This window comes from Hamadaea sp. (assembly GCF_013362815.1).
Classification (GTDB): domain Bacteria; phylum Actinomycetota; class Actinomycetes; order Mycobacteriales; family Micromonosporaceae; genus Hamadaea.
Genome location: NZ_JABFVK010000051.1, coordinates 67,188 through 85,963 on the forward strand (window position 1 = coordinate 67,188; position 18,776 = coordinate 85,963).

At 70.8% G+C, this 18,776-nt stretch carries 15 protein-coding genes; 5 read left to right on the forward strand and 10 right to left on the reverse strand.

The features are described from left to right. Positions 1-4: 4 nt before the first annotated feature. Positions 5-2,107: an ATP-dependent DNA helicase UvrD2 gene (locus tag HOV77_RS23400; protein WP_290865055.1), complete on the reverse strand. Its 2,103-nt coding sequence runs from the start codon at positions 2,105-2,107 to the stop codon at positions 5-7. Positions 2,108-2,187: 80 nt separating this feature from the next. On the opposite strand from HOV77_RS23400, the gene HOV77_RS23405 reads away from it, so the two are divergent. The 5 genes from HOV77_RS23405 (at position 2,188) to HOV77_RS23425 (ending at position 5,890) form a co-directional block, all read left to right on the forward strand. Next, the gene (locus HOV77_RS23405; RefSeq protein WP_290865057.1) at positions 2,188-2,421 is read left to right on the forward strand and encodes a mycoredoxin; all 234 of its coding nucleotides are present in this window, start codon (positions 2,188-2,190) and stop codon (positions 2,419-2,421) included. Positions 2,422-2,616: 195 nt separating this feature from the next. Further along, entirely contained in the window at positions 2,617-3,513 is an 897-nt protein-coding gene (locus HOV77_RS23410) for a DUF5753 domain-containing protein (protein ID WP_290865059.1), read from the forward strand. A 184-nt stretch (positions 3,514-3,697) separates the two neighbouring features. Then, positions 3,698-3,943: a hypothetical protein gene (locus tag HOV77_RS23415; protein WP_290865061.1), complete on the forward strand. Its 246-nt coding sequence runs from the start codon at positions 3,698-3,700 to the stop codon at positions 3,941-3,943. A gap of 104 nt (positions 3,944-4,047) precedes the next feature. After that, positions 4,048-4,617 carry a helix-turn-helix domain-containing protein gene (locus HOV77_RS23420; protein WP_290865063.1) on the forward strand — a complete coding sequence of 190 codons (570 nt, stop codon included), beginning with the start codon at positions 4,048-4,050 and terminating at the stop codon, positions 4,615-4,617. A gap of 19 nt (positions 4,618-4,636) precedes the next feature. Then, the gene (locus HOV77_RS23425) at positions 4,637-5,890 is read left to right on the forward strand and encodes an MFS transporter (RefSeq protein ID WP_290865065.1); all 1,254 of its coding nucleotides are present in this window, start codon (positions 4,637-4,639) and stop codon (positions 5,888-5,890) included. On the opposite strand, the gene nudC is transcribed toward HOV77_RS23425, so the two are convergent. The 9 genes from nudC to HOV77_RS23470 all read right to left on the reverse strand — a co-directional run bounded on the left by nudC (position 5,862) and on the right by HOV77_RS23470 (position 18,714). Continuing rightward, positions 5,862-6,776 (reverse strand): NAD(+) diphosphatase, encoded by a 915-nt coding sequence (nudC, locus tag HOV77_RS23430; RefSeq protein WP_290865067.1) that lies wholly within the window; start codon positions 6,774-6,776, stop codon positions 5,862-5,864. The two genes, HOV77_RS23425 and nudC, sit on opposite strands and share 29 nt — an antisense overlap. A 5-nt stretch (positions 6,777-6,781) precedes the next feature. Further along, positions 6,782-8,107, reverse strand: a complete 1,326-nt coding sequence (locus tag HOV77_RS23435) for a pitrilysin family protein (protein WP_290865069.1) — start codon at positions 8,105-8,107, stop codon at positions 6,782-6,784. Then, positions 8,104-9,444: a pitrilysin family protein gene (locus HOV77_RS23440; protein ID WP_290865071.1), complete on the reverse strand. Its 1,341-nt coding sequence runs from the start codon at positions 9,442-9,444 to the stop codon at positions 8,104-8,106. Before HOV77_RS23440 ends, HOV77_RS23435 begins: the two co-directional genes overlap by 4 nt. A 29-nt stretch (positions 9,445-9,473) precedes the next feature. Then, on the reverse strand, positions 9,474-10,559 hold the full coding sequence (locus HOV77_RS23445; RefSeq protein ID WP_290865073.1) for a S8 family serine peptidase: 1,086 nt from the start codon (positions 10,557-10,559) through the stop codon (positions 9,474-9,476). A 76-nt stretch (positions 10,560-10,635) separates the two neighbouring features. Further along, positions 10,636-10,782 carry a hypothetical protein gene (locus HOV77_RS23450; protein WP_290865075.1) on the reverse strand — a complete coding sequence of 49 codons (147 nt, stop codon included), beginning with the start codon at positions 10,780-10,782 and terminating at the stop codon, positions 10,636-10,638. 57 nt (positions 10,783-10,839) lie between these two features. After that, entirely contained in the window at positions 10,840-14,085 is a 3,246-nt protein-coding gene (locus HOV77_RS23455; protein ID WP_290865077.1) for an ATP-dependent DNA helicase, read from the reverse strand. Further along, positions 14,082-17,492, reverse strand: a complete 3,411-nt coding sequence (locus HOV77_RS23460; RefSeq protein ID WP_290865079.1) for an ATP-dependent DNA helicase — start codon at positions 17,490-17,492, stop codon at positions 14,082-14,084. Before HOV77_RS23460 ends, HOV77_RS23455 begins: the two co-directional genes overlap by 4 nt. A 333-nt stretch (positions 17,493-17,825) precedes the next feature. Beyond that, complete coding sequence (locus tag HOV77_RS23465) at positions 17,826-18,548, reverse strand: DUF3152 domain-containing protein (protein ID WP_290865081.1); 723 nt, start codon at positions 18,546-18,548, stop codon at positions 17,826-17,828. Next, complete coding sequence (locus tag HOV77_RS23470) at positions 18,541-18,714, reverse strand: hypothetical protein (RefSeq protein WP_290865083.1); 174 nt, start codon at positions 18,712-18,714, stop codon at positions 18,541-18,543. The genes HOV77_RS23465 and HOV77_RS23470 overlap by 8 nt, the downstream gene beginning before the upstream one ends. Between the last annotated feature and the right edge of the window lie 62 nt (positions 18,715-18,776).

Consider the following 18,776-nt stretch of genomic DNA (forward strand, 5'->3'; position numbering starts at 1 on the left):
GATTTTACGGTTCCGTTGCCAAGTTTTTTTCGCCGACAAGATCGTCGACGTCCGCTCCGTTGAGAAGCGCCAATGTCGCGGCACCATAGAGCTCGATCTTCCGGGGTCCGATACCGGCGATGCTCAAGAGGTCATCGGTGCTGGTGGGACGGCGTTCGGCCAGCGCCGTGAGGGTCGCGTCGGTGAACACCACGTACGCCGGGACACCCTGTTCGGTGGCGACTCGCAACCGCCACTCGCGAAGTCGTTCGAAGAGTTCTTCGTCGAGATCCGACGGGCAGGTCTGGCACCGGCCGAGCTTGCGTTCGGAGCCGCCGAGCAGCGTCGCGCCGCAGACTCGGCAGGAGACGGCGATCGCCCGCCGCCGGTCGACCTTCGACGGGCCCTTGCGCTGTGCCGGAGCGTCCGAGCCACCGAGCTGAGGAAGAAACCGGCACGGCTTGCGCGCTCGGCCGCCGGGCGACCGGGACTGCCCGTAGCTGAGCCACAGCCAATGCCGGGCCCGGGTGACGCCGACGTAGAGCAGCCTGCGCTCCTCCTCCACCGCCTGCGGCGTCTTCGCGTACGCGGTGGGCAGGGTGCCCTCGACGAGCCCGACGAGGAAGACGGCGTCCCATTCGAGGCCCTTGGCAGAATGCAGGCTGGCCAGCGTGACGCCCTCGACGGTCGGGGCGTGCTGGGCGTCCGCCCGGCGGCCGAGTTCCTCGGTGAACTCCAGCAGCGTCGGCGAGCCGATCTCCTGGGCGAGCCGGTGCAGCGCCGCCAGCGCCTCCCACCGCTCCCGGGCCGCTCCACCGGACGGCGGCTGCGACGGCTCCCAGCCCAAGCCGCGGAGCACCGCCGCGACCGCGTCCGGCACCGAACCCTCCAGCTCGCCGCGGGAGGCCGAGCGCAACGCGATCATCGCCTGGCGTACCTCGGCGCGCTCGAAGAACCGCTCCCCTCCGCGTACGACATAGGGAACGCCCGCAAGCGCGAGCGCCTCTTCATAGGCCTCGGACTGGGCGTTGGCCCGGAAGAGCACCGCGATCTCCGCCGCCGAGACGCCCGAGGCGATCAGTTCCGAACAGCGGGCCGCGACCGCGGCCGCCTCGGTGGGCTCGTCGGCGAACTGCCGCACGTCCGGCGCGGGACCGTCGGGCCGCTGACCCACCAGGTCGAGACGCAGTTTGGCCTCGACCCCCGAGGCCTGGCGGATCACGGCGTTGGCGAGGCCGACCACCTGCGGGGTGGACCGGTAGTCGCGGACGAGCCGCACCACGGTCGCGTCGCGGAACTGGCGCGCGAAGTCGATGAGGTAGCCGGAGGTCGCCCCGGTGAACGAGTAGATCGTCTGAGCCGCGTCGCCGACGACGGTCAGATCACGGCGGCCACCGAGCCAGGCGTCGAGCAACCGCTGCTGAAGCGGGTTGACGTCCTGATACTCGTCCACCACGAAATGGCGGTACTGCGACCGGATCTGCTCGGCGACGTCGGCGTGCTCCTCGATCCCCCAGACGATCGCGCGCAGCAGGTCCTCGAAGTCCATCGCCCCGGCAGTGCGTTTGGCCTGCTCGTATGCCGTGAACACCTTCGCCGTCTCGGCGGCGGGCAGGGGCGTCTCGCGTTGCGCCTTGGCCGCCGCGACCTCGTACTCGCTCGGCTCCACCAGACTGGACTTCGCCCATTCGATCTCGGCCGCGAGGTCGCGGGCGGTGGTGCGGTCGGCTCGAACCCCGGCGCGGGCGGCCGCCAGCGTCACCAGCCGGGCCTTGCTGTCGATGAGCTCGGGCATCTCGCGGCCACGCAACAGACGCGGGGCGAAGTAGCGCAACTGCCGCAGCGCAGCGGCGTGGAAGGTGCGGGCCGACACCCCGGTCGCACCCAGCGCGGCCAGCCGTTCGCGCAGCTGGGCGGCGGCCCGGGCGGTGAAGGTGACGGCGAGCACATGGCGGGCCTGAACCTGCTCCTCGACCACCCGATGGGCGATGCGATGGGTGATCGCCCGCGTCTTGCCGGTGCCCGCGCCGGCGAGGATGCAGACCGGACCGGCCGGGGCGGTCACCGCCGCCAGCTGCTCCGGATCGAGACCACGCAGTGGATCATGCCGTCCTGAGTCACCTGCCACAGCGTGCAATCATTCCAGGCGGCTCTGACGTTACGTCCGTCAGACACCCCCGCGGACATCCCTCGCAGAAAGGCCCGTCGATGTTGACGATGTACTCCACCACCTGGTGCGGTTACTGCCACCGGCTCAAGTCGCAGCTGGACCGCGAGGGAATCGGCTACACCGTCGTCGACATCGAGCAGGACCCCACCGCCGCCGAGTTCGTGATGAGCGTCAACGGCGGCAACCAGACCGTACCCACAGTGCGGTTCGCCGACGGCACGACGATGACGAACCCGAGCATCGTTCAGGTCAAGGACCGCCTCGGCGTGTAGCGCCACCAGCTGCTGTCGGGTTCCCGGCCCATCCCGGTACGCGCGGCGTACCGAGCGGTAACCGCAGACTCGGCCTATGCTCTGTCCTCGGTCACTGTGCGTGCCCGGACCGTCGCTGTCCCAGGAAGCCACCGGCCTTGGGAAGCCCGCGACGGCCACGGGTCAGTGCTACGCACGTGAGGAGGTCCCGCCCCGATGCAGCGAACGCCGAGCCCGGTGATGCGCCGGCGACGCCTCGGCCTGGAGTTGCGGCGCCTGCGCATCGCCGCCGGCCTCACCGGCGATCAGGTCGTCGAGCAGGTCGGCTGGGCCGCGAAGTCGAAGTTGTCCCGGCTGGAGAACGGCAAGAGCCGGCCGGACCTGGCCGACATCCTCGATCTGCTCGACCTCTACCAGGTACGCGGAGAGAGCCGCGACGAGCTGGTCGCCATCGCACGCGAAGCCGGCAACACCCGCTGGATCCGGGCGTACGCCGTGATGACCGCCCGGCAGCGTGGTTATGCCGAGCTGGAGGGCGGTGCCACCGACATCCGGGAGTACGCCGCCGCCACCATCCCGGGACTGCTCCAAACGCCGGAGTACGCCCGCGTGCGCATCATGTCCTCGCGCCCCCTCCAGACGTTGCCGAGTCAACGGGACCACGACGAGGACCGTCATGATCCCCAGGCCGAGGTGGACGCGCGGATGGCCCGGCAGAGCATCCTCACCCGGGCCACCGACCCACCGGCGTACGAGGCGATTCTCGACGAGGCGGCGCTAGCCGGGCGAAGCGCGCCAGCTGAGGTCCTTTCTGGACAGATCCACCACCTTCGCGCGGTGGCATCGTTACCGAACGTAACTTTGCGGGTGCTGCCCCGCGAGGCTCAAGTGGGCGAGTTCTTCCAACCGCAGCATGGTTTCTCGATCTACACCTTCGCCGATCCGGGCGACCTGCCGACGGTCGCCGTGGAGGCTCTTGCGAGTGATCTGACCCTCACCGACAGGACTGCGGCCAGCAGATATGCCAAGGTTTACGAATGGTTGCGGTCGGCCGCGCTCGACCCGGTGGCGACTGTGGACTGGCTTAGCCGGCATGTCAACGCGACGCGCTGACATCCGCTGAACGATCTGCGGCACTTCACCCGAACGGGCGGGCCTGAACCCCGATCGGGGTGAAGTCCTTGTTAACGCTCCGTGGTTTACCGCACCATAGTCCTCACCACTCGTGGAAGTTCCACCGATGGATCTCCCTCGAGCACCCTCCGCCGCCCTGGGCAGACACACGGAGAGACGTCGCATGCGGTACCTCATAATCCGGACCGAAGTCAGGCCGGTAGACCTGGACGACCTCAACACGCTCTGGTCGGAGGACGCACCACTACGCGACGAGACCGAATCACCGGAGCCACGCAGGCAGACCGCCGAGGCGGATTCGCTCGAAGCCGCTCTGCGCCTCGCTCGCGCCCTCGCCTCCGTCGGGGCGGTCCGCGCCGGCCGCCAGCGGGTCAAAGTCCTCAAACTCGGCCAACCGCGCCTGATCTGACGCAAATCACTCACGTCTGAGTCCAGCCGGCCCCCGCCCCCTCGGCAGCGGGGCTTTTTAAACAGCTCTTTTGAAAGAACCCTTTAATCGCGTACGCTGAGGGCATGGCCGAGTGGCGAATGCGCGAACACACCGATCCTCAGGCGCTCCGGGCGCTGGCCCATCCGCTGCGGATGAAGCTGCTCCAGGAGCTGGCGCTGCGAGGCCCGGCGACCGCCACCGAGCTGGCCGAACGAGTCGGCGACACCGCGCCGAACTGCTCGTGGCACCTGCGCCAGCTGGCGAAGTACGGCTACGTCGAGGACGCGCCGGGCGGTCAGGGCCGCCGGCGCCCGTGGCGGTTCGTGCCGGCCGGCAACCGCTGGGGCACGCCCGGTGAGCCGCCGGAGGTCACCGCGGCCGGCGACGCGGTGTCCGAGGTCATGCTCCAGTACGAGGTGGGCGAGCTGCGCTCCTGGCGCGAACGCCGAGGCAAGCACGACGCCGAATGGCGGCAAGCCGCGTTCTTCGATCAGAGCGTCACCTGGCTCACCCCCGATGAACTCGACGAGATCGGGGCGAAGGTTCAGGAGATGTGGCTGCGCCACTTGGACCGGCTCGCCGATCCCGCACTCCGCCCCGACAACGCCCGCCCCATCCGGTTGCTCGCCTGGGGCATCCCGGCCGAGCACTGAGCGAAGGAGACCCACGCGCATGCGCACCGTGCTGCGACGACCCGCCTTCCGGCTGCTGTTCGCCGGTCTCTTCTTCAGCATGACCGCCGAATCGGTGCTGCTCCTGGCGCTGGGCATCTGGGTCAAGGACATGACCGGCTCCGACAGCCTCGCCGGCGCCACGTTCTTCGCCCTGGTCGCCCCGATCGTGCTCGCGCCGTTCGTGGGATTCGTCGCCGACCGCTTCAAGCGCCGGCCCTTCCTCATCGCGACGAACCTCTTCTCCGCGGCCATCCTCGCCCCGCTGTTCGCGGTCCAGGATCGCGGCACGCTCTGGATCATCTACGCGGTCGCGGCGGCGTACGGGTTGTCGTTCATCGCCGTCGGCGCGGCGCTCAACGGCCTCATCAAGGAAGTCATCCCGGCGGAAGAGCTAGGCGAGGCCAATGGTGCGCTCCAGACCGTGAAACAGGGCCTCCGCCTGTTCGCGCCGCTGCTGGGCGCCGGCCTCTACACGGCCTTCGGCGGCTGGGCTCTGGCCAGCCTCGGCATCACGGGCTTCCTCATCGCGGCGGGCGTCATCACCGCGCTGCACGTTCAGGAAGATCAGCCGGTACGCACAGAGCAGCGCTGGATGTCAGAAGTCACGGCCGGGGTGCGCCAGCTGTTCGGCCAGCCGGGCCTGCGGCTGGCGGTGCTCGGCACCACGCTCGCCATCTTGGTCTTCGGCCTCGGCGAATCGGTCTTCTTCGCCTTCAACGACCAGGGCCTGCACAAACCGGCGGCATTCCTCGGCGTGCTGATCAGCGTCCAGGGCATCGGCGGCCTGCTCGGCGGTCTGACCGCCGCCGCCGTGATGCGCCGCGTCGGCGAGGTCGGCACGGTCGCGGCCGGACTCATCTTGTTCGTCCCGATGTACCTGGTCGGCGCGCTCTACCAGAACGTCTGGGCCGCCTTCCCGGCGATGGTGCTGTGCGGTTTCGGCCTGCCCTACCTGATCGTCGGCTTGCAGACGCTGTTGCAGCGCACGACGCCCGGCGAGTTGATGGGGCGTACGTCGGCGGCGATGGACGCGCTGATCAGCGGCCCCCAGGCGCTCTCCATCGGAGCCGGCGCGATCCTCGTCGGACTGGTCGACTACCGCATCCTGCTCGGCGTGATGGCGTTCGTCGTCTCGATCGCCGGCACCTGGGTCTGGGCGGGACGGCGGCTCACCCCACCGGCCGCCGCCACACCTACCCCGTCGGCCGAGGAACCCGTGCTGCTTACCGAAGATCGAGCCAACGCTGGATGAGAAACGTCGAGATCGCCGCCTTCATCGGCAGCATGATCTCGGCCCCCTCGGGATCGGCCATCGCCGCCTCGATCTCGGCCCGGGTGAACCAGCGCGCGTGGACGATCTCGCTCGGATCGGTGACGATCTCGGCGTCCGGGTCGGCCTGCGCCAGATAGCCCAGCATCAGCGAGCGCGGGAACGGCCACGGCTGGCTGCAGATGTAGGTGATGTCGAAGATGTCGACACCGACCTCTTCGCGTACCTCACGGGCGATGGCCGCCTCACCGGACTCGCCTGGTTCGACGAACCCGGCCAGCGTCGAGTACCGCTTGCGAGCCGCCTTCGCCCACATCGCATTGCTGCCGAGCAGGGCCCGGCCCTCGGGGCCCGGCCGTCCATCGTGGACGAGGATGATCGACGCGACGTCCGTACGCGGGAAGTGCTGGGTTCCGTCCGGCTCCCGCCGGACCCACCCCCCGTCGGTGACCTCGGTCTTCTCCCCCGTCGACGGCGAGTAGAGGTGGTCGCGATGCCACTTGATCAGCGCGACCGCCTCGGTGAACAACCCGGCGTCGAAGTCGGAGAGCGCCTCACCGATCTCCCACAGGTGCACCGGCTCGCCCAGCAGCTCGGGAGCCTCGCCGGTGACCGCCTCGGGAACGAGGTCCGCGTCGATCGCGAAGTACGGCTGCTCGCCGGCCAATCCGAGGAACAGCCGGTCACCCTGCGGAGCCTGCGCGGAGGGCAGCAGGACCAGCTGCCCGTCGCGTACCAGGGCCTTGTCGTCCGGGCCGATGACCAGCACGAGCCCGCGTTCCCACGCCTCGGCCAGCGCTTCCGGATCGCGCCGGAGGTGCGCCGCCCGGTCGATGGTCGACCGGGACAGCGGAGGCAGATCTACCACTGGACTCATTCCGAGACGGCCGGCTGGACCGTCACCGGCGAGATCGCCGCCAACGAGTCCTCCACGACCTTCGCGTCACCGAGGACGACCACGACGCCCTTGGCCGGGCCGAGGTACTTCTCCGCCGCCGCGGCGACGTCGGCGATCGACGCCTCCGCCAGGCGGGCCGAGTGCTCGGCCAGGAAGTCCAGCCGCAGGCCGTAGCCGGCGTACGTGCTGGCCAGGCCGGCCAGCCCGCTCTGGGTCGACATGCCCAGCTGCAGCGTGCCCAGGGCGTACTGCCGGGCCTGCTCCAGCTCGGCCGTCTCGACCGGGGTGGTCGAGATCCGGCCCAGCTCGTAGAGCGTCTCGACGAGCGCGGGCGCGGTGACCTCGGTGGCCACCTCGGCGCTGACCAGCAGGGCGGAACCGGCGATCGAGTGGTCGATCAGCGAGTGCGGGCCGTAGGTGTATCCCTTGTCCTCGCGGATGTTCTCCACCCAGCGGCTGGAGAAGTAGCCGCCGAAGACCAGGTTCGCCAGCTGCAGCGCGGCGTGGTCGGGATGCTTGCGCGGAACGGCCGGCAGCGCGATCCGCAGCGACGACTGAACCGAGTCGGGCCGGTCGGCGAGCAGCAGCGGCCCCGGCACCAGGGCCGGCGTGGGCGGCAGTTGGACCGGGTCGCCGTTGCCGGTCCAGTCGCCGAGCCGGCGCTCGGCCACCTCGATGACCTTCTCCGGATCCAGGTCGCCGACGAGGATCAGGTGAGCGCCGAACGGGTGCAGCCGGGCGGCGTGCAGATTCAGCAACTGGTCCTGACCGACCGCCTGCGCCTGCGCGACGGTGGGCGTCTGGACGGCGTACGGGTGGTCGGCGTACATGCGCTTCAGGAGCGCGACCCGAGCCAGGTGGGACGGCTGGGACTGGGCGATCTGGATCCGGTCGACCAGGCGGGCCCGCTCGGTCTCCACTTCGGACTCCGGATAGGTCGCCCCGGTCAGCACCTGGGCGAGGATCTCCATCAGCCGGTCCAACCCGGACGCCAGCGAGTTGCCCGAGATCATCGCCCGGTCCGGGTCGACGCCCGCGCCGAGCGCGCCGCCGACCGCCTGCAACTCGGCCGCGATCTGCACGGTCGTCATCGTCGGCGTACCGGAGAAGAGCGTGTTGGCCAGCAGCGCGGACGAGGCGAGATCGGTGCCCGCGAACGGGACCCGGAGCCGCACCTCCACGAGCGGAACGGCCGCACGCCGGATCGCGATCACGGTCAGCCCGTTCGCCAGCGTCTTCTCCGCCTGCGGCGGGAGCGTCAGCGGCCGGTTGGGGCCGAGGTCGGGAAGCGTGTGGGTCACTGCTCGTCTCCTTGGGCTGCGCCGTTCGCGCCGCTACCGGCGCCGGGGATGACCTCGACGGACGCGCGCCGGTTCGGGCGCAGCGCTGCCGCGGCGGTGACGATCTGCTCCTCGGTCACCGAGGAGATCAGATGAGGGAGCTCGTTGAGCAGCTTCGCGTCGCCGCGCTGCTGCTCCAGGACGGCCATCCGCAGGGCGCGGTTGAGCGCTGCGTCGTTGTCCCGCAACAGGTGCGTGGCCATGCGAGCCTGGGTCCGGGCGAGCTCGCCGGCGGCGAGGCCGTCGGTGGCGAGCCGATCCAGCTCCTCGTCGACGGTCGCGAGAACCCGGTCGACGTTGCCGCCCGGCGGCAGGTGCGACTGGAGCACCAGCGCGGTGGGGTCGCGCACCTCGAACGGTTCGCCCATGAAGCCGATGTAACCGCCGACGCTGGTCACCGTGCGGTCCTTCAGCACCAGCCGCTCGACCAGCCGGGAGGCATCTCCGTCAGTCAGTACCTCGGCAAGAACCACGTACGCCAGGTAGCCCTCCGGGTCCTTGGTGGGGTCCGGCACGCGCCAGGCCGAGGCCACCGCAGGGAGCGGGGCGAGCCGGTCGGTGTAGGTCTCCCGGCGCTCGCTGGTGAGATCGGGCTCGGTGAAGTCGGGGCGTACCGGGGCGGGGCGCGCCTCGACGTCGCCGAAATGCTTCTCGATGAGCTTGCGGGTCTCGTCGACGTCGAGGTCGCCGGCGACTGAGAGCACGGCGTTGCCACAGGCGTAGAAGCGCTGGAAGAAGTCGGCCGCGTCGGCCACCGTCGCCGACTCCAGGTCACCGAAGGACCCGTAGCCGTCGTGCGCGTTCGGGAACGTGTCGAACATGACCGGCGGCAGCTTGAGCCAGGGGAAACCGCCGTAGGGCCGGTTCAGCACGTTGACCCGGATCTCCTCCTTGACGACGTCGACCTGATTGCGCAGGTTCTCCTCCGTCAGGCGCGGCCCACGCATGCGGTCGGCCTCCAGGAAGAGCGCCCGCTCGAGCGCGTTGCTCGGCAGGGTCTCGAAGTAGTCGGTGTAGTCCAGGTGGGTCGACCCGTTGAAGGTGCCGCCCGCCCCCTGGACGTGCCGGAAGTGCGCGAGCTTCTCCAGGTTGGCGCTGCCCTGGAACATGAGGTGCTCGAAGAGGTGCGCGAAGCCCGTGCGACCCTCCGGCTCGGAACGGATGCCGACGTCGTAGACGACGGCCACACCGATCACCGGGGCGCTGGCATCCGGGGCCAGAACCACCCGCAGGCCGTTCGGAAGAGTGAACTGTTCGACGGGATAGCGGGTGCGCGGGATCTCGATCGCCAAAGCCACCCCCCGACCCTAGCGCAGACTTCTCCGCGTCAAGCCTTGCGGCGGAAGGCGTACGCGACGAGCCCCGCGAGGAAGATCACGAGGGGCAGGACGACGAGCCAGCGGCGCCAGTCACGGCTGTCCGTGAGGGCGACCCCGACCGGGCGCTGCTCCGGCCCGACGACGACGTGCGAGGCGCTCGGCGACACGCCCGGCGCGGCGGTCGCCCCGGCCAGCGCGGCCCTCAGGTTCAGCACACCCGCGCCGAACTGGCTGTCCGGGCCGACCGGGCCCTTGTCGGTGGCGGTCTCCCGCAGCCGGTCGGCGACCTGCTCGGCCGACATCTGCGGGTACGCCGACCGCACGAGCGCGGCCGCACCGCAGAGCAGTCCCGTGCCGGTGGCCCCGGTCTGCAGCCGATAGCCGCCGCCGGAGGTGGCGGAGATCAAATCGACCCCCGGTACGCCGACGCCGCTGGTCTGGCGGCTGGCCGGAGTCACGGCGACGTTCCCGGCGCGGTCGAGCGGGATGGCGGTCAGTACGCCGAGGATGGACGACGGCCACGGCGAGAACGTGGCGTTGGGCACGTCGCCGTCGGCTGCCACCACGAGAACGTCAGCCGCCAGGGCGTTCTCGACGGCCTCCCGCAACCGCGGGTTCGGCGCGACTCCCCGGCCGACGCAGACCACCTTGGCACCCTTGGAGACGGCCAGGTCGATGCCGGCTGCCAAGGCGGCGGGATCGCCCGCCTCGCCCGTCCGTGGTGCGAACGCGACCGGGAGGATCTGTGCGCCGGGTGCCACTCCGAGTACGCCGTCCGCCCCACCCGCGCCGTGACCGTGACCGGCCACCAGCGAGGCGAGCGCGGTGCCCCGCCCGTCGGAGTCCTTCGTCCCGGCGGTCTCCGTCCCTGGCAAGATCGAGCCCTGCAGGTCGGGATGGGTGGCGTCCACTCCGGAGTCCACGACGGCCACCACCACTCCGCCGCCCTTGGTGACGGCCTGCGCCGACGCCAGGTCCAGCGAGGACAGATACCACTGCTGGGAACGCACGCCGTCGGCGTACGCCGGCGTCGCCGTGGCCAGGCCGATCAGGCAGGCGGCGACCAGGACGAGGGTGCCACGCTTCGCTGACATCAACGACCGCCCTCCCGGCGGAACCAAGGGGTGAAACGAGGGTGTGGAGAGAGCACAGGCTACCCCTCGCGGGTGATCAACGGTGGGGGGCGTACACCTCGACGACGGCGCTCGTCGCGGGCAGGTGCGGGTGCCAGGGAATGAGCACGATCGCGCCCGCGATGGCAACACCGGCCGTCGCCACGGCCAGCACCACGAGGATTTCCCGAGTCGCCCCTTTCACAAGATCCATCGTGAGCGGCCGCCGCGAAAGGATCAGTCAGGAACCGGACGCCGTCGGTTATCCGGCTTCCGGCAACCCCGCGATCAGCTGGGTCAGCCCGGCCTCGTCCAGCAGGTCGACCGGGCGCACGGTCACCTTCTCCGCGACGTAGTAGAACGCCGCCCGGACCTTGGCCACCGGCACCCCGGCCAGCGAGGCCCAGGCCAGCCGGTACGCGGCCAGCTGTACCGCCGCCGCAGCCGCCGCGGTGCCGGCCGGGCGGCCACCGGTCTTCCAGTCGACCACGTCGTAGCTGCCGTCCGGCTCGGCGAACACCGCGTCCATCCGGCCCCGGACGACCACGCCGCCGAGGACCGTCGCGAACGGAACCTCCACTTCGAACGGCGTCCTGTCGGCCCACTCACCCGCGAGGAAGGCCTCCTGCAGGGCGGCCAGGCGGTCGTCGTCGGCCGCGTCCGCGTCGGCCGAACCGGGTAGTTCGTCCACGTCGAGGAGGCGATCCGCCCCGAAGCGCTGCTCCAGCCACAGGTGGAAGGCGGTGCCACGGCGTGCGTACGGGTTGGGGCGGTGCGGCAGCGGACGCCGGAGCGACCGGGCCAGATCCCGAGGATCTCGGCGCAGCATGACCAGCTGCGACACCGACAACTGCCGGGGCACCGGCACCTCGATGACGTTCCCGGTACGCCGTTGCAGCGCCCGCTCGGCGAGCAGCAGCTCGACCTCGCGTCCCCATCGCTGGGCCTGCTCGTCGGCGAACCCGGCGAGCCTTCGTTCGGCCTGCCGCCCGGTACGCGACAGCCCGTCCCCGGTGACGTCCAGGTAGGACCGGACGAGGTCGCCGGCCGCCGCGACCGCCGGCCGTCGCCGCCCCAACGGGTCGAGGGGCCACTCCATCTCGGCCGACGCGCCCAGCGCCGGGTTGACCGCGTCGGGGGCGGGCGGGGGCGCCCACATCTCGACGACGCCGTCGCCTTGGCGGCACAGTTCGGCGATCTCCTCCAGGAACGGCGAGGGCCCCCGCGGGCGTACGCCGTCCCCCCACCACGCGCCACTGGCCAGCAACCAGCGCCGGGGGCGGGTCACCGCCACGTACGCCAATCGCCGTTCCTCGCGTTCGTCGTGCTCGCCCCACTCGACCCGGAACGTGTCGACCGCGTCCCGCAGCGCCTTCTGATCGGCGTCCGGACCGGTGGGGACCTTCAGCGCGGGCAGCCCGTCGTGGTCGCCGCGCAACGGGAACGGCAGTACGCCGAGCCCGTCGAGGTAGTGGTCACTGTTCTTCGTCTTCCCCGGCCACACGCCCTGGGTCAGCCCGGCCACTGCCACGAGATCCCATTCGAGGCCCTTCGCCGCGTGGGCGGTCAGCAGCTGGACCGCGCCCTCGACGACCTCGACCTCACCCGGGGCGAGCCCGCGTTCTTCCTCCTCGGCGGCGCGCAGATAGGCCAGGAACGCCGACAGGGTGGCTCCCTCCGTCTCGGCCGAGAACCGGGCCGCGACGTCGCCGAAGGCGTCGAGGTGGGCCCGGCTCAACGCCGACTCGCCGCCCCGCAGGAGGACTTCGACTTCGAGTCCGCTGACCCGTTCGATCTCCGAGATCAGGTCCGGTAGCGGCTGGTCGAGGTGCCGGCGCAGCTCGGCCAGCTCTTTGGCGTACCGGCGGAAGCGGATGTAGCCGTGCGTCGAGTAGGCCGCCGGGTCGCCGAGGTCGTCGAGCGCCTCGCTGAGCGCCGCCTCGTCCAGCCGGTCGGTGACCACCGGTTCGGGATCGCCTCTCCGGTCGGCCGCTATCTTGCGGGACCGCCGATGCAGCGCCACGAGGTCGCGCGGGCCGACCCGCCAGCGGGCTCCGGTGAGCATGCGCAACAGCGAGGCCCCGTCGGCGGGATCGGCCAGTACGCGCAAAGTACAGACCACATCGCGTACCTCGGGAGTGTCGAGCAGGCCGCCGAGGCCCACCACTTCGACGGGCAGTCCCCGCGCCCGGAGCGCTTGCTCGATCGGTTCGATCTGGGCGCGTACGCGGACGAGGACCGCCGTGGTGGGTGGCGGTGCCGACACGCCTGCTCGCTCGGCTTCGTCGGCGACTTCCTCCCAGATCTCGTCGATCCGGCGCGCGATCCACTCCGCCTCGTCCTGCAGGGTCGGTGTCAGTGCACAGTGGACGAACCCGGTACGCCCGTCGCCCCGCAGCGCGGTCACCCGGGCGCCCCGCTGCCGCAGCGGCTCGGAGACCGCGTTGGCGACGTGCAGGATCTGCTGCCGATTCCGGAAGGACCGGCTGAGCGCCATCACCTGGGCGGGCGATCCATCGGCTTGGCGGAAGTCGTCGGGGAACCGGTCCAGCGTCCCCGCACTCGCCCCCCGCCAGCCGTAGATGGACTGGCCGGGATCGCCGACCGCCGTCACCGGATGACCGCCGCCGAACAACGAACGCAGCAGCACCACCTGGGCGTGACTGGTGTCCTGATACTCGTCCAGGAGCACCACGGCGAACCGCTGCCGCTCGATCGCGCCCACCTCGGAGTGATCGCGCGCCACCTTCGCCGCTCTCGACAGCTGGTCGCCGAAGTCCATCGCCTCCAACGCCGCTTTGCGTTGTGCGTACAAGCGGATCATCGGCATGAGCGCGAGTCGAGCCCGCTGGGTGCCGAGGAGAGCTTGGACCGGAGCGTAGACGCGGCCCGGCAGGCCGGTGAGCTCGGCCGAGAAGCGGCCGGTCCACGCGGACAGCTCGTCGGGGCCCACCAGGTGCTCGGCCATCTCCGCGGCCAGGTCGAGGACGGCCTTGGTGACCGTGGACTTGGCCTTGTCCACCGCGGTCATGTCGCCGTCGTACGCCGCGACCACCTCGTCGGCGAGCTGCCACGCGGCGGCCTGGGAGAGCAGCCGCGCGCTGGGCTCGAACCCGGCGCGCAAACCGTGCTCGGCGACCACCCGGGCGGCGAAGGAGTGATAGGTGGAGATGGTCGGCTCGCCCATGCTGCGCTGGGGACCGGGCTCAGGCATGCGACGGCGCAGCTGACCCAGCCGCAGCCGGACCCGATGGGCCAGCTCACCGGCGGCCTTGCGGGTGAAGGTGAGGCCGAGGATCTGCTCCGGGCGGACGTGCGAGTTGGCGACGAGCCACAGTACGCGCGCCGCCATGGTCTCGGTCTTGCCCGATCCCGCGCCCGCCACCACCAGCAACGGAGCGACCGGCGCGGCGATGACCCGGGCCTGCTCGTCGGTCGGCCGGGTGAGTCCCAGCCGGGTCGCGAGCTCGTGCGGGGTGAACCGGGGGCCGGAGTCGAACACCGTCACGGCTCGACCACCTGCCGTCCTTTGCCGGAGACCGGGCAGCTCGGCCGGACCGGGCAGACTCGGCACTTGTCGTTGGCCTTGGCCACGAAGGTGGACGCGGCCATCGTCGCCCCGGTCTTGCGGACCATCTCCGAGGCCCAGTCGGGGTTCTCGACCACGCCGATCGCCTCCTGGATCTGTTCGCGGGCGTCGCGACGATCCCCGCCGAGCTGCACGAGCGCGGCACCGCCGGACTCGCTGCCCTCCTCGAACGCGCCGGCCTCCACCGCCACCTGGTACGCCCCCAGCTGCGGATGCTCCGGCAACTCCTGCGCGGTGGCGACCGTACTGGCTCCGGTCTTGAGATCGATCACGACCAGCCGGCCCTGCTCGTCGACTTCGAGCCGGTCCACCCGGCCCTTGAGGTCGATCGGCCGAGCCTCGTCGTCGGTGACGCGGACGAGGAAGTCGCGTTCGATGGCGAGCAGCCGCCGTGGATTGCCGGTGATCCAGCGCACCAGCTTGTCGATCATCTGCTCGGCCTTGTGCTGCTCGCGGGGGGCGAGCCACTTGGCGGCCAGCTCGATCACGTCGAACCGCTCGTTGACGTATTCCATCAGCGCGGCCCGGTCGACGCTGACGTCGTCGGCCAGCATCGCCGCCGCGTGCACGAGGTTGCCCACGCCCTGGGCGAAACTGTCCGGCGCTTTGCCGCCGTGCCGTTCGAGCAGCCAACGCAGGCTGCATCGCAACGCGGACTCCATCGTGGACGGTGTGACCACAACCGGATCACCGTCGTCGGCCAGCGGGCGGTCGTCCGACAGCGGCGGCAGGCCCCACCACTGGTCCGGATGAGCCCCTGGTACGCCGGCCGCAGCGAGCCGTGCGAGCTGCACCGCTGCGGCGTCCCTGGTTTTCGGCGGAGTCTTCGGATCGGTCACTGCGATCCGCAACTCGGCGATCAGAGCGGGCAGGGTGAGCGCCCGCGGAGGCTTGGAAATCGGGAGGTCCTCGGCCTCCTCCGGCTCCCGTTCATCGGCCGCCGTGACGTCTTCGCCGGCCAGTTCGTAGAGGAACCGGCTCGGGCGCTCCTCGCCGCTGTCGCCGCCGACGGCACCCGTGTCGACCGCCGTCACCAGCAGCTTCGTCCGCGCGCGGGTGATCGCGACGTGGAACAGCCGCCGCTCCTCGTCAAGGAGGGCAGCCGACTGCGCGGTCACGACTTCCCGTTCGGTCTCCCCCGCTCGCTCGGCGAGTACGTCCACCAGCTGCTCGGAGCCGAGAAGACTGCCGCGCAACCGCAGGTCGGGCCAGATGCCCTCCTGCACCCCGGCGACCACCACCACGTCCCACTCCAGCCCCTTCGCCGCGTGCGCGGTGAGAAGGCGTACGGCTTCACCGCGGTCGGCGTTGGGCGCGAGGCTGTCCGCCGGCAACTGCTGACTCAGCACGTGATCGAGGAAGGTGTCGAGCTTCGCTCCCGGCAGCCGATCGGTGAATCGGGCGGCCGCGTCGAACAGCACCACGACGGCGTCGAGGTCCCGGTCGGCCGCCTCGGCCCGCCGCTGCTGATCCGGGCCGGTCGGCGGGGCAGTCGCCAGGGCCGACCAGCGTTCGGCGAGGCCACTGGCTCGCCAGACGTTCCACAGCACGTCTTCGGCCGTGGCGCCCGGTCGCGCCGCGACCTCCCGTCCGGTTGCGAGCAGCTGGGCGATTCGGCTCGCCGGTGCGGCCCACCGCTTGTCGATGACGGCGAGTTCAGTGGGATCACGCAGGGCGTCCACCAGCAGTTCCCCGCTCGGCCGGGGATCACCGGCGGCGTGGGCCAGCGCCCGCAAGCCCTGGCGCAGTCGGCGTTCGCCGAACGGGTCCGCACCGCCCAACGGCGAATGCAGCAACGCGACCGCCGTCTCCTCGGTCAGCTCCTCCGGCTTCAGCGCACACCTCAGGAGGGTGAGCAAGGGGCGGACGGCCGGTTGCTCGTGCAACGGCAGATCCTCCGCGAGCACCACCGTCGGCACACCGGCTTGACGGAGTCCTCGTTGCAGGCTGACCAGCTGGATCGCGGTGGATCGCTGGATCACCGCCATGCGTGACCACGGCACGCCTTCGACTAGGTGCGCTTCGCGGAGGCGATGCGCGATGTACGCCGCTTCGCTCGCCACGCTTCGGAGGCTCACCACCTCCAGGCCCTCCGCTGGCGCTTCCGCAGTCCGCGCTGGCGCTGTCGCTTTCGGCGCTGTCGCTTTCGGCGCTGTCGCTTTCGGCGCTGGATCAGGGTTCTCGGTCGAATCTTGGACCATGATTCGCCCCAGATCCCTGATCTGGCGCTGATCTTGCGCCGCGGCGGTGGGGGCAGCGGCAGCGGCAGCCGAGGTGACGCGCCGGTGCGACACGCCGACGCCCGCCGAGGCGCGAAGGCGTACGGAGATCCGGGCGGCGGCAGTGAGCAGCGGATCGGCCGCCCGATGGTTGACGCCGAGCAGCTGAACCGGCGCGTCCGCCCCGTCGGCTCGGCGGAAGGTGGCGGGGAACCGCCCGACGAGGGCCGGATCGGAACCCCGGAAGGCGAAGGTCGACGAGTCGGGATCGGCCAGCGCCACGACCGTCTTGCCGCTGCCGGCCACCAGGTCGAGCAGCTCCACCTGGGCGGGGTCGGTGTCGGCGTACTCGTCGACGTAGACCGCCTGAAGTCGCCGTCGCTCCGCCGTCAATCGGGCGGGGTCGTCGCGCAGCATCGCCGACGCCGCTCGCACCAGCTCCGCCGGGTCGTACGCCGCCGAGCTGCGCGTCGTCATCTCCCGCAGCGCCAGGACCTGCTCATACTCGGCGAGGAACTCGGCTGCCGCCTGCCAGTCGGCCCGGCCGTGGCGTACGCCGCGCTCCCGCAACCCGTTCGGCCCCAATCCGCGTTCGGCCGCTCGTTGCAGCAGATCGCGAAGCTGCTCGGCGAAGGCCCGCGTACGCAGAGCGGGGCGGACGTCGTCAGGCCAGGTGATCTCGCCGTCAGCCAGCAGTTCCCGGATGACGAGATCCTGCTCCGGACCGGTGAGGAGGCGGGGCGCGGGCTCGCCCCTAGTCGCAGCGGCGGCTCGCAGCAGGCCGAAGGCGTACCCGTGGAAGGTGCGCACCATGGGTTCGCGGATGACGCGGCGCTCGGCGATCGCGCTGACCCGGGCCTCGATCCGCCGTCGCAGCGACATGGCGGCCCGTCGCCCGAACGTCAGGACCAGTACGCCTTCCGGATCGTCGCCCTCGGTTATCCGCCGGGCGACCGATTCGACCAGCACAGTCGTCTTTCCCGTGCCCGGGCCGCCCAGGACGAGCAGCGGGCCGTCGCGATGCGCCACCACCCGCGACTGCGCCTCGTCGAGCACAGGCGCGCCGGCGCTGACGGCCGACGGCCGCACCAGCCGAAACGTGCTCATGGCTCGCCGGGTCACGGCTATATGCAACCACGCCCGTGCGACGGGCTCACGCACCCCGGCCCGGCTCCGTCCGCCCCGAGCCCTGCGAGGTTCGCCCCCGAGTCCCGCAGATCACGGTTACGCACGCCGAATCGGCGGCCGGAAGCATGCGTAACCGTGATCTGCGCGGAAACGAAGGTGGGCGAAAGGGGCAAAGGAGGAATCGCGCAAAAGGCCGATCGGCCCAGGCATGGCGGAGACCGGGCCGATCGGACCTATGACATCCAATAGCACTACGGAATCGGTTACAAGACCTTCGGGACAACTGTTTCCGTCGTCGCAGCCAAAAGACGCTCAGGAAGCCTGCGGGTAGGGCCAGGCGTTCGGGACGCACCCGTCGAGGCCGAAGTACTGCGGCATCATCGCCGGGGCGGGCCGACCGCGACCCGGGCAGCCCGCATGGCCGAATCCGAGGAAGTGGCCGACCTCGTGATTGACGACTAGATGCTGGTAGTCGCGCAGGTGGTCGGCGTACGGTGGGATCGCCAGCTGCCAGCGGCGCAGGTTGATGACCACGTTGCCGCCCGCGCGGCACGAGACCTCGCCGCTCGTCTGGATGCCCGCTGCGCCACAGATCTTGTCGACTGTGGCGGGGGTCGCGAGGCGTACCACGAAATCGTGCGGCTCGCCCGGGCCGACGCGGCGGAAACCCCAGCGTCCGTGGGCGGTCCAGCTACGCGGATCGGCCAACGTCGCCTCGACCGCAGCTGCGAAATCGGCCGCGTCCAGCCCCGTGTTCACCTCGACCGCGACCTGGTACGGATGCACCAGTCCGCGGCCCACGAGCGGTCCGTCGCCGGGTGCGATCACGAACGCGCCCCGTCCGCCCTTGGGCACGGCCGAGGTTTTGCGGGCGGCCGCGGTCACCACCGGCGCCGTCGGTGACGAGGTGGTTTCCATCACGGGTACGCCGGACGCACTTTCCGGATTCCGCGCGCTGCCTAAGGCGTACCCGAGGAAAGCAAGCAGGACCAGCGCGGACAGTGCGAGGCCGAAGACGCGGACCTTGTCAGTCACGCGGTTCGGGCTCGGCGGGGGTCTCCACCGGAGCCGGCTGGAGACGACGCTGCGCGACCACGACGCGAATACGCTGCCGCATGGCAGCACGCCGCTTCAGCATCTCGATCCGGCTCAGCACCTTCGTCCCCTCCTCCGCCAGGCTGTGCCCACTTGCGTCGGTCAAGCCGTCCTCACTCTCGGCTCGATCGGCGCCCGACCGCTACCCATTTAAAGCGGTCGGCAACC

Excerpts from the sequence above, each read along its gene's own strand:
- HOV77_RS23405 (WP_290865057.1), top strand. The coding sequence starts at position 2,188 with ATGTTGACGATGTACTCCACCACCTGGTGCGGTTACTGCCACCGGCTC.
- HOV77_RS23410 (WP_290865059.1), top strand. The coding sequence starts at position 2,617 with ATGCAGCGAACGCCGAGCCCGGTGATGCGCCGGCGACGCCTCGGCCTG.
- HOV77_RS23415 (WP_290865061.1), top strand. The coding sequence starts at position 3,698 with ATGCGGTACCTCATAATCCGGACCGAAGTCAGGCCGGTAGACCTGGAC.
- HOV77_RS23420 (WP_290865063.1), top strand. The coding sequence starts at position 4,048 with ATGGCCGAGTGGCGAATGCGCGAACACACCGATCCTCAGGCGCTCCGG.
- HOV77_RS23425 (WP_290865065.1), top strand. The coding sequence starts at position 4,637 with ATGCGCACCGTGCTGCGACGACCCGCCTTCCGGCTGCTGTTCGCCGGT.
- HOV77_RS23445 (WP_290865073.1), bottom strand. The coding sequence starts at position 10,559 with ATGTCAGCGAAGCGTGGCACCCTCGTCCTGGTCGCCGCCTGCCTGATC.
- HOV77_RS23460 (WP_290865079.1), bottom strand. The coding sequence starts at position 17,492 with ATGAGCACGTTTCGGCTGGTGCGGCCGTCGGCCGTCAGCGCCGGCGCG.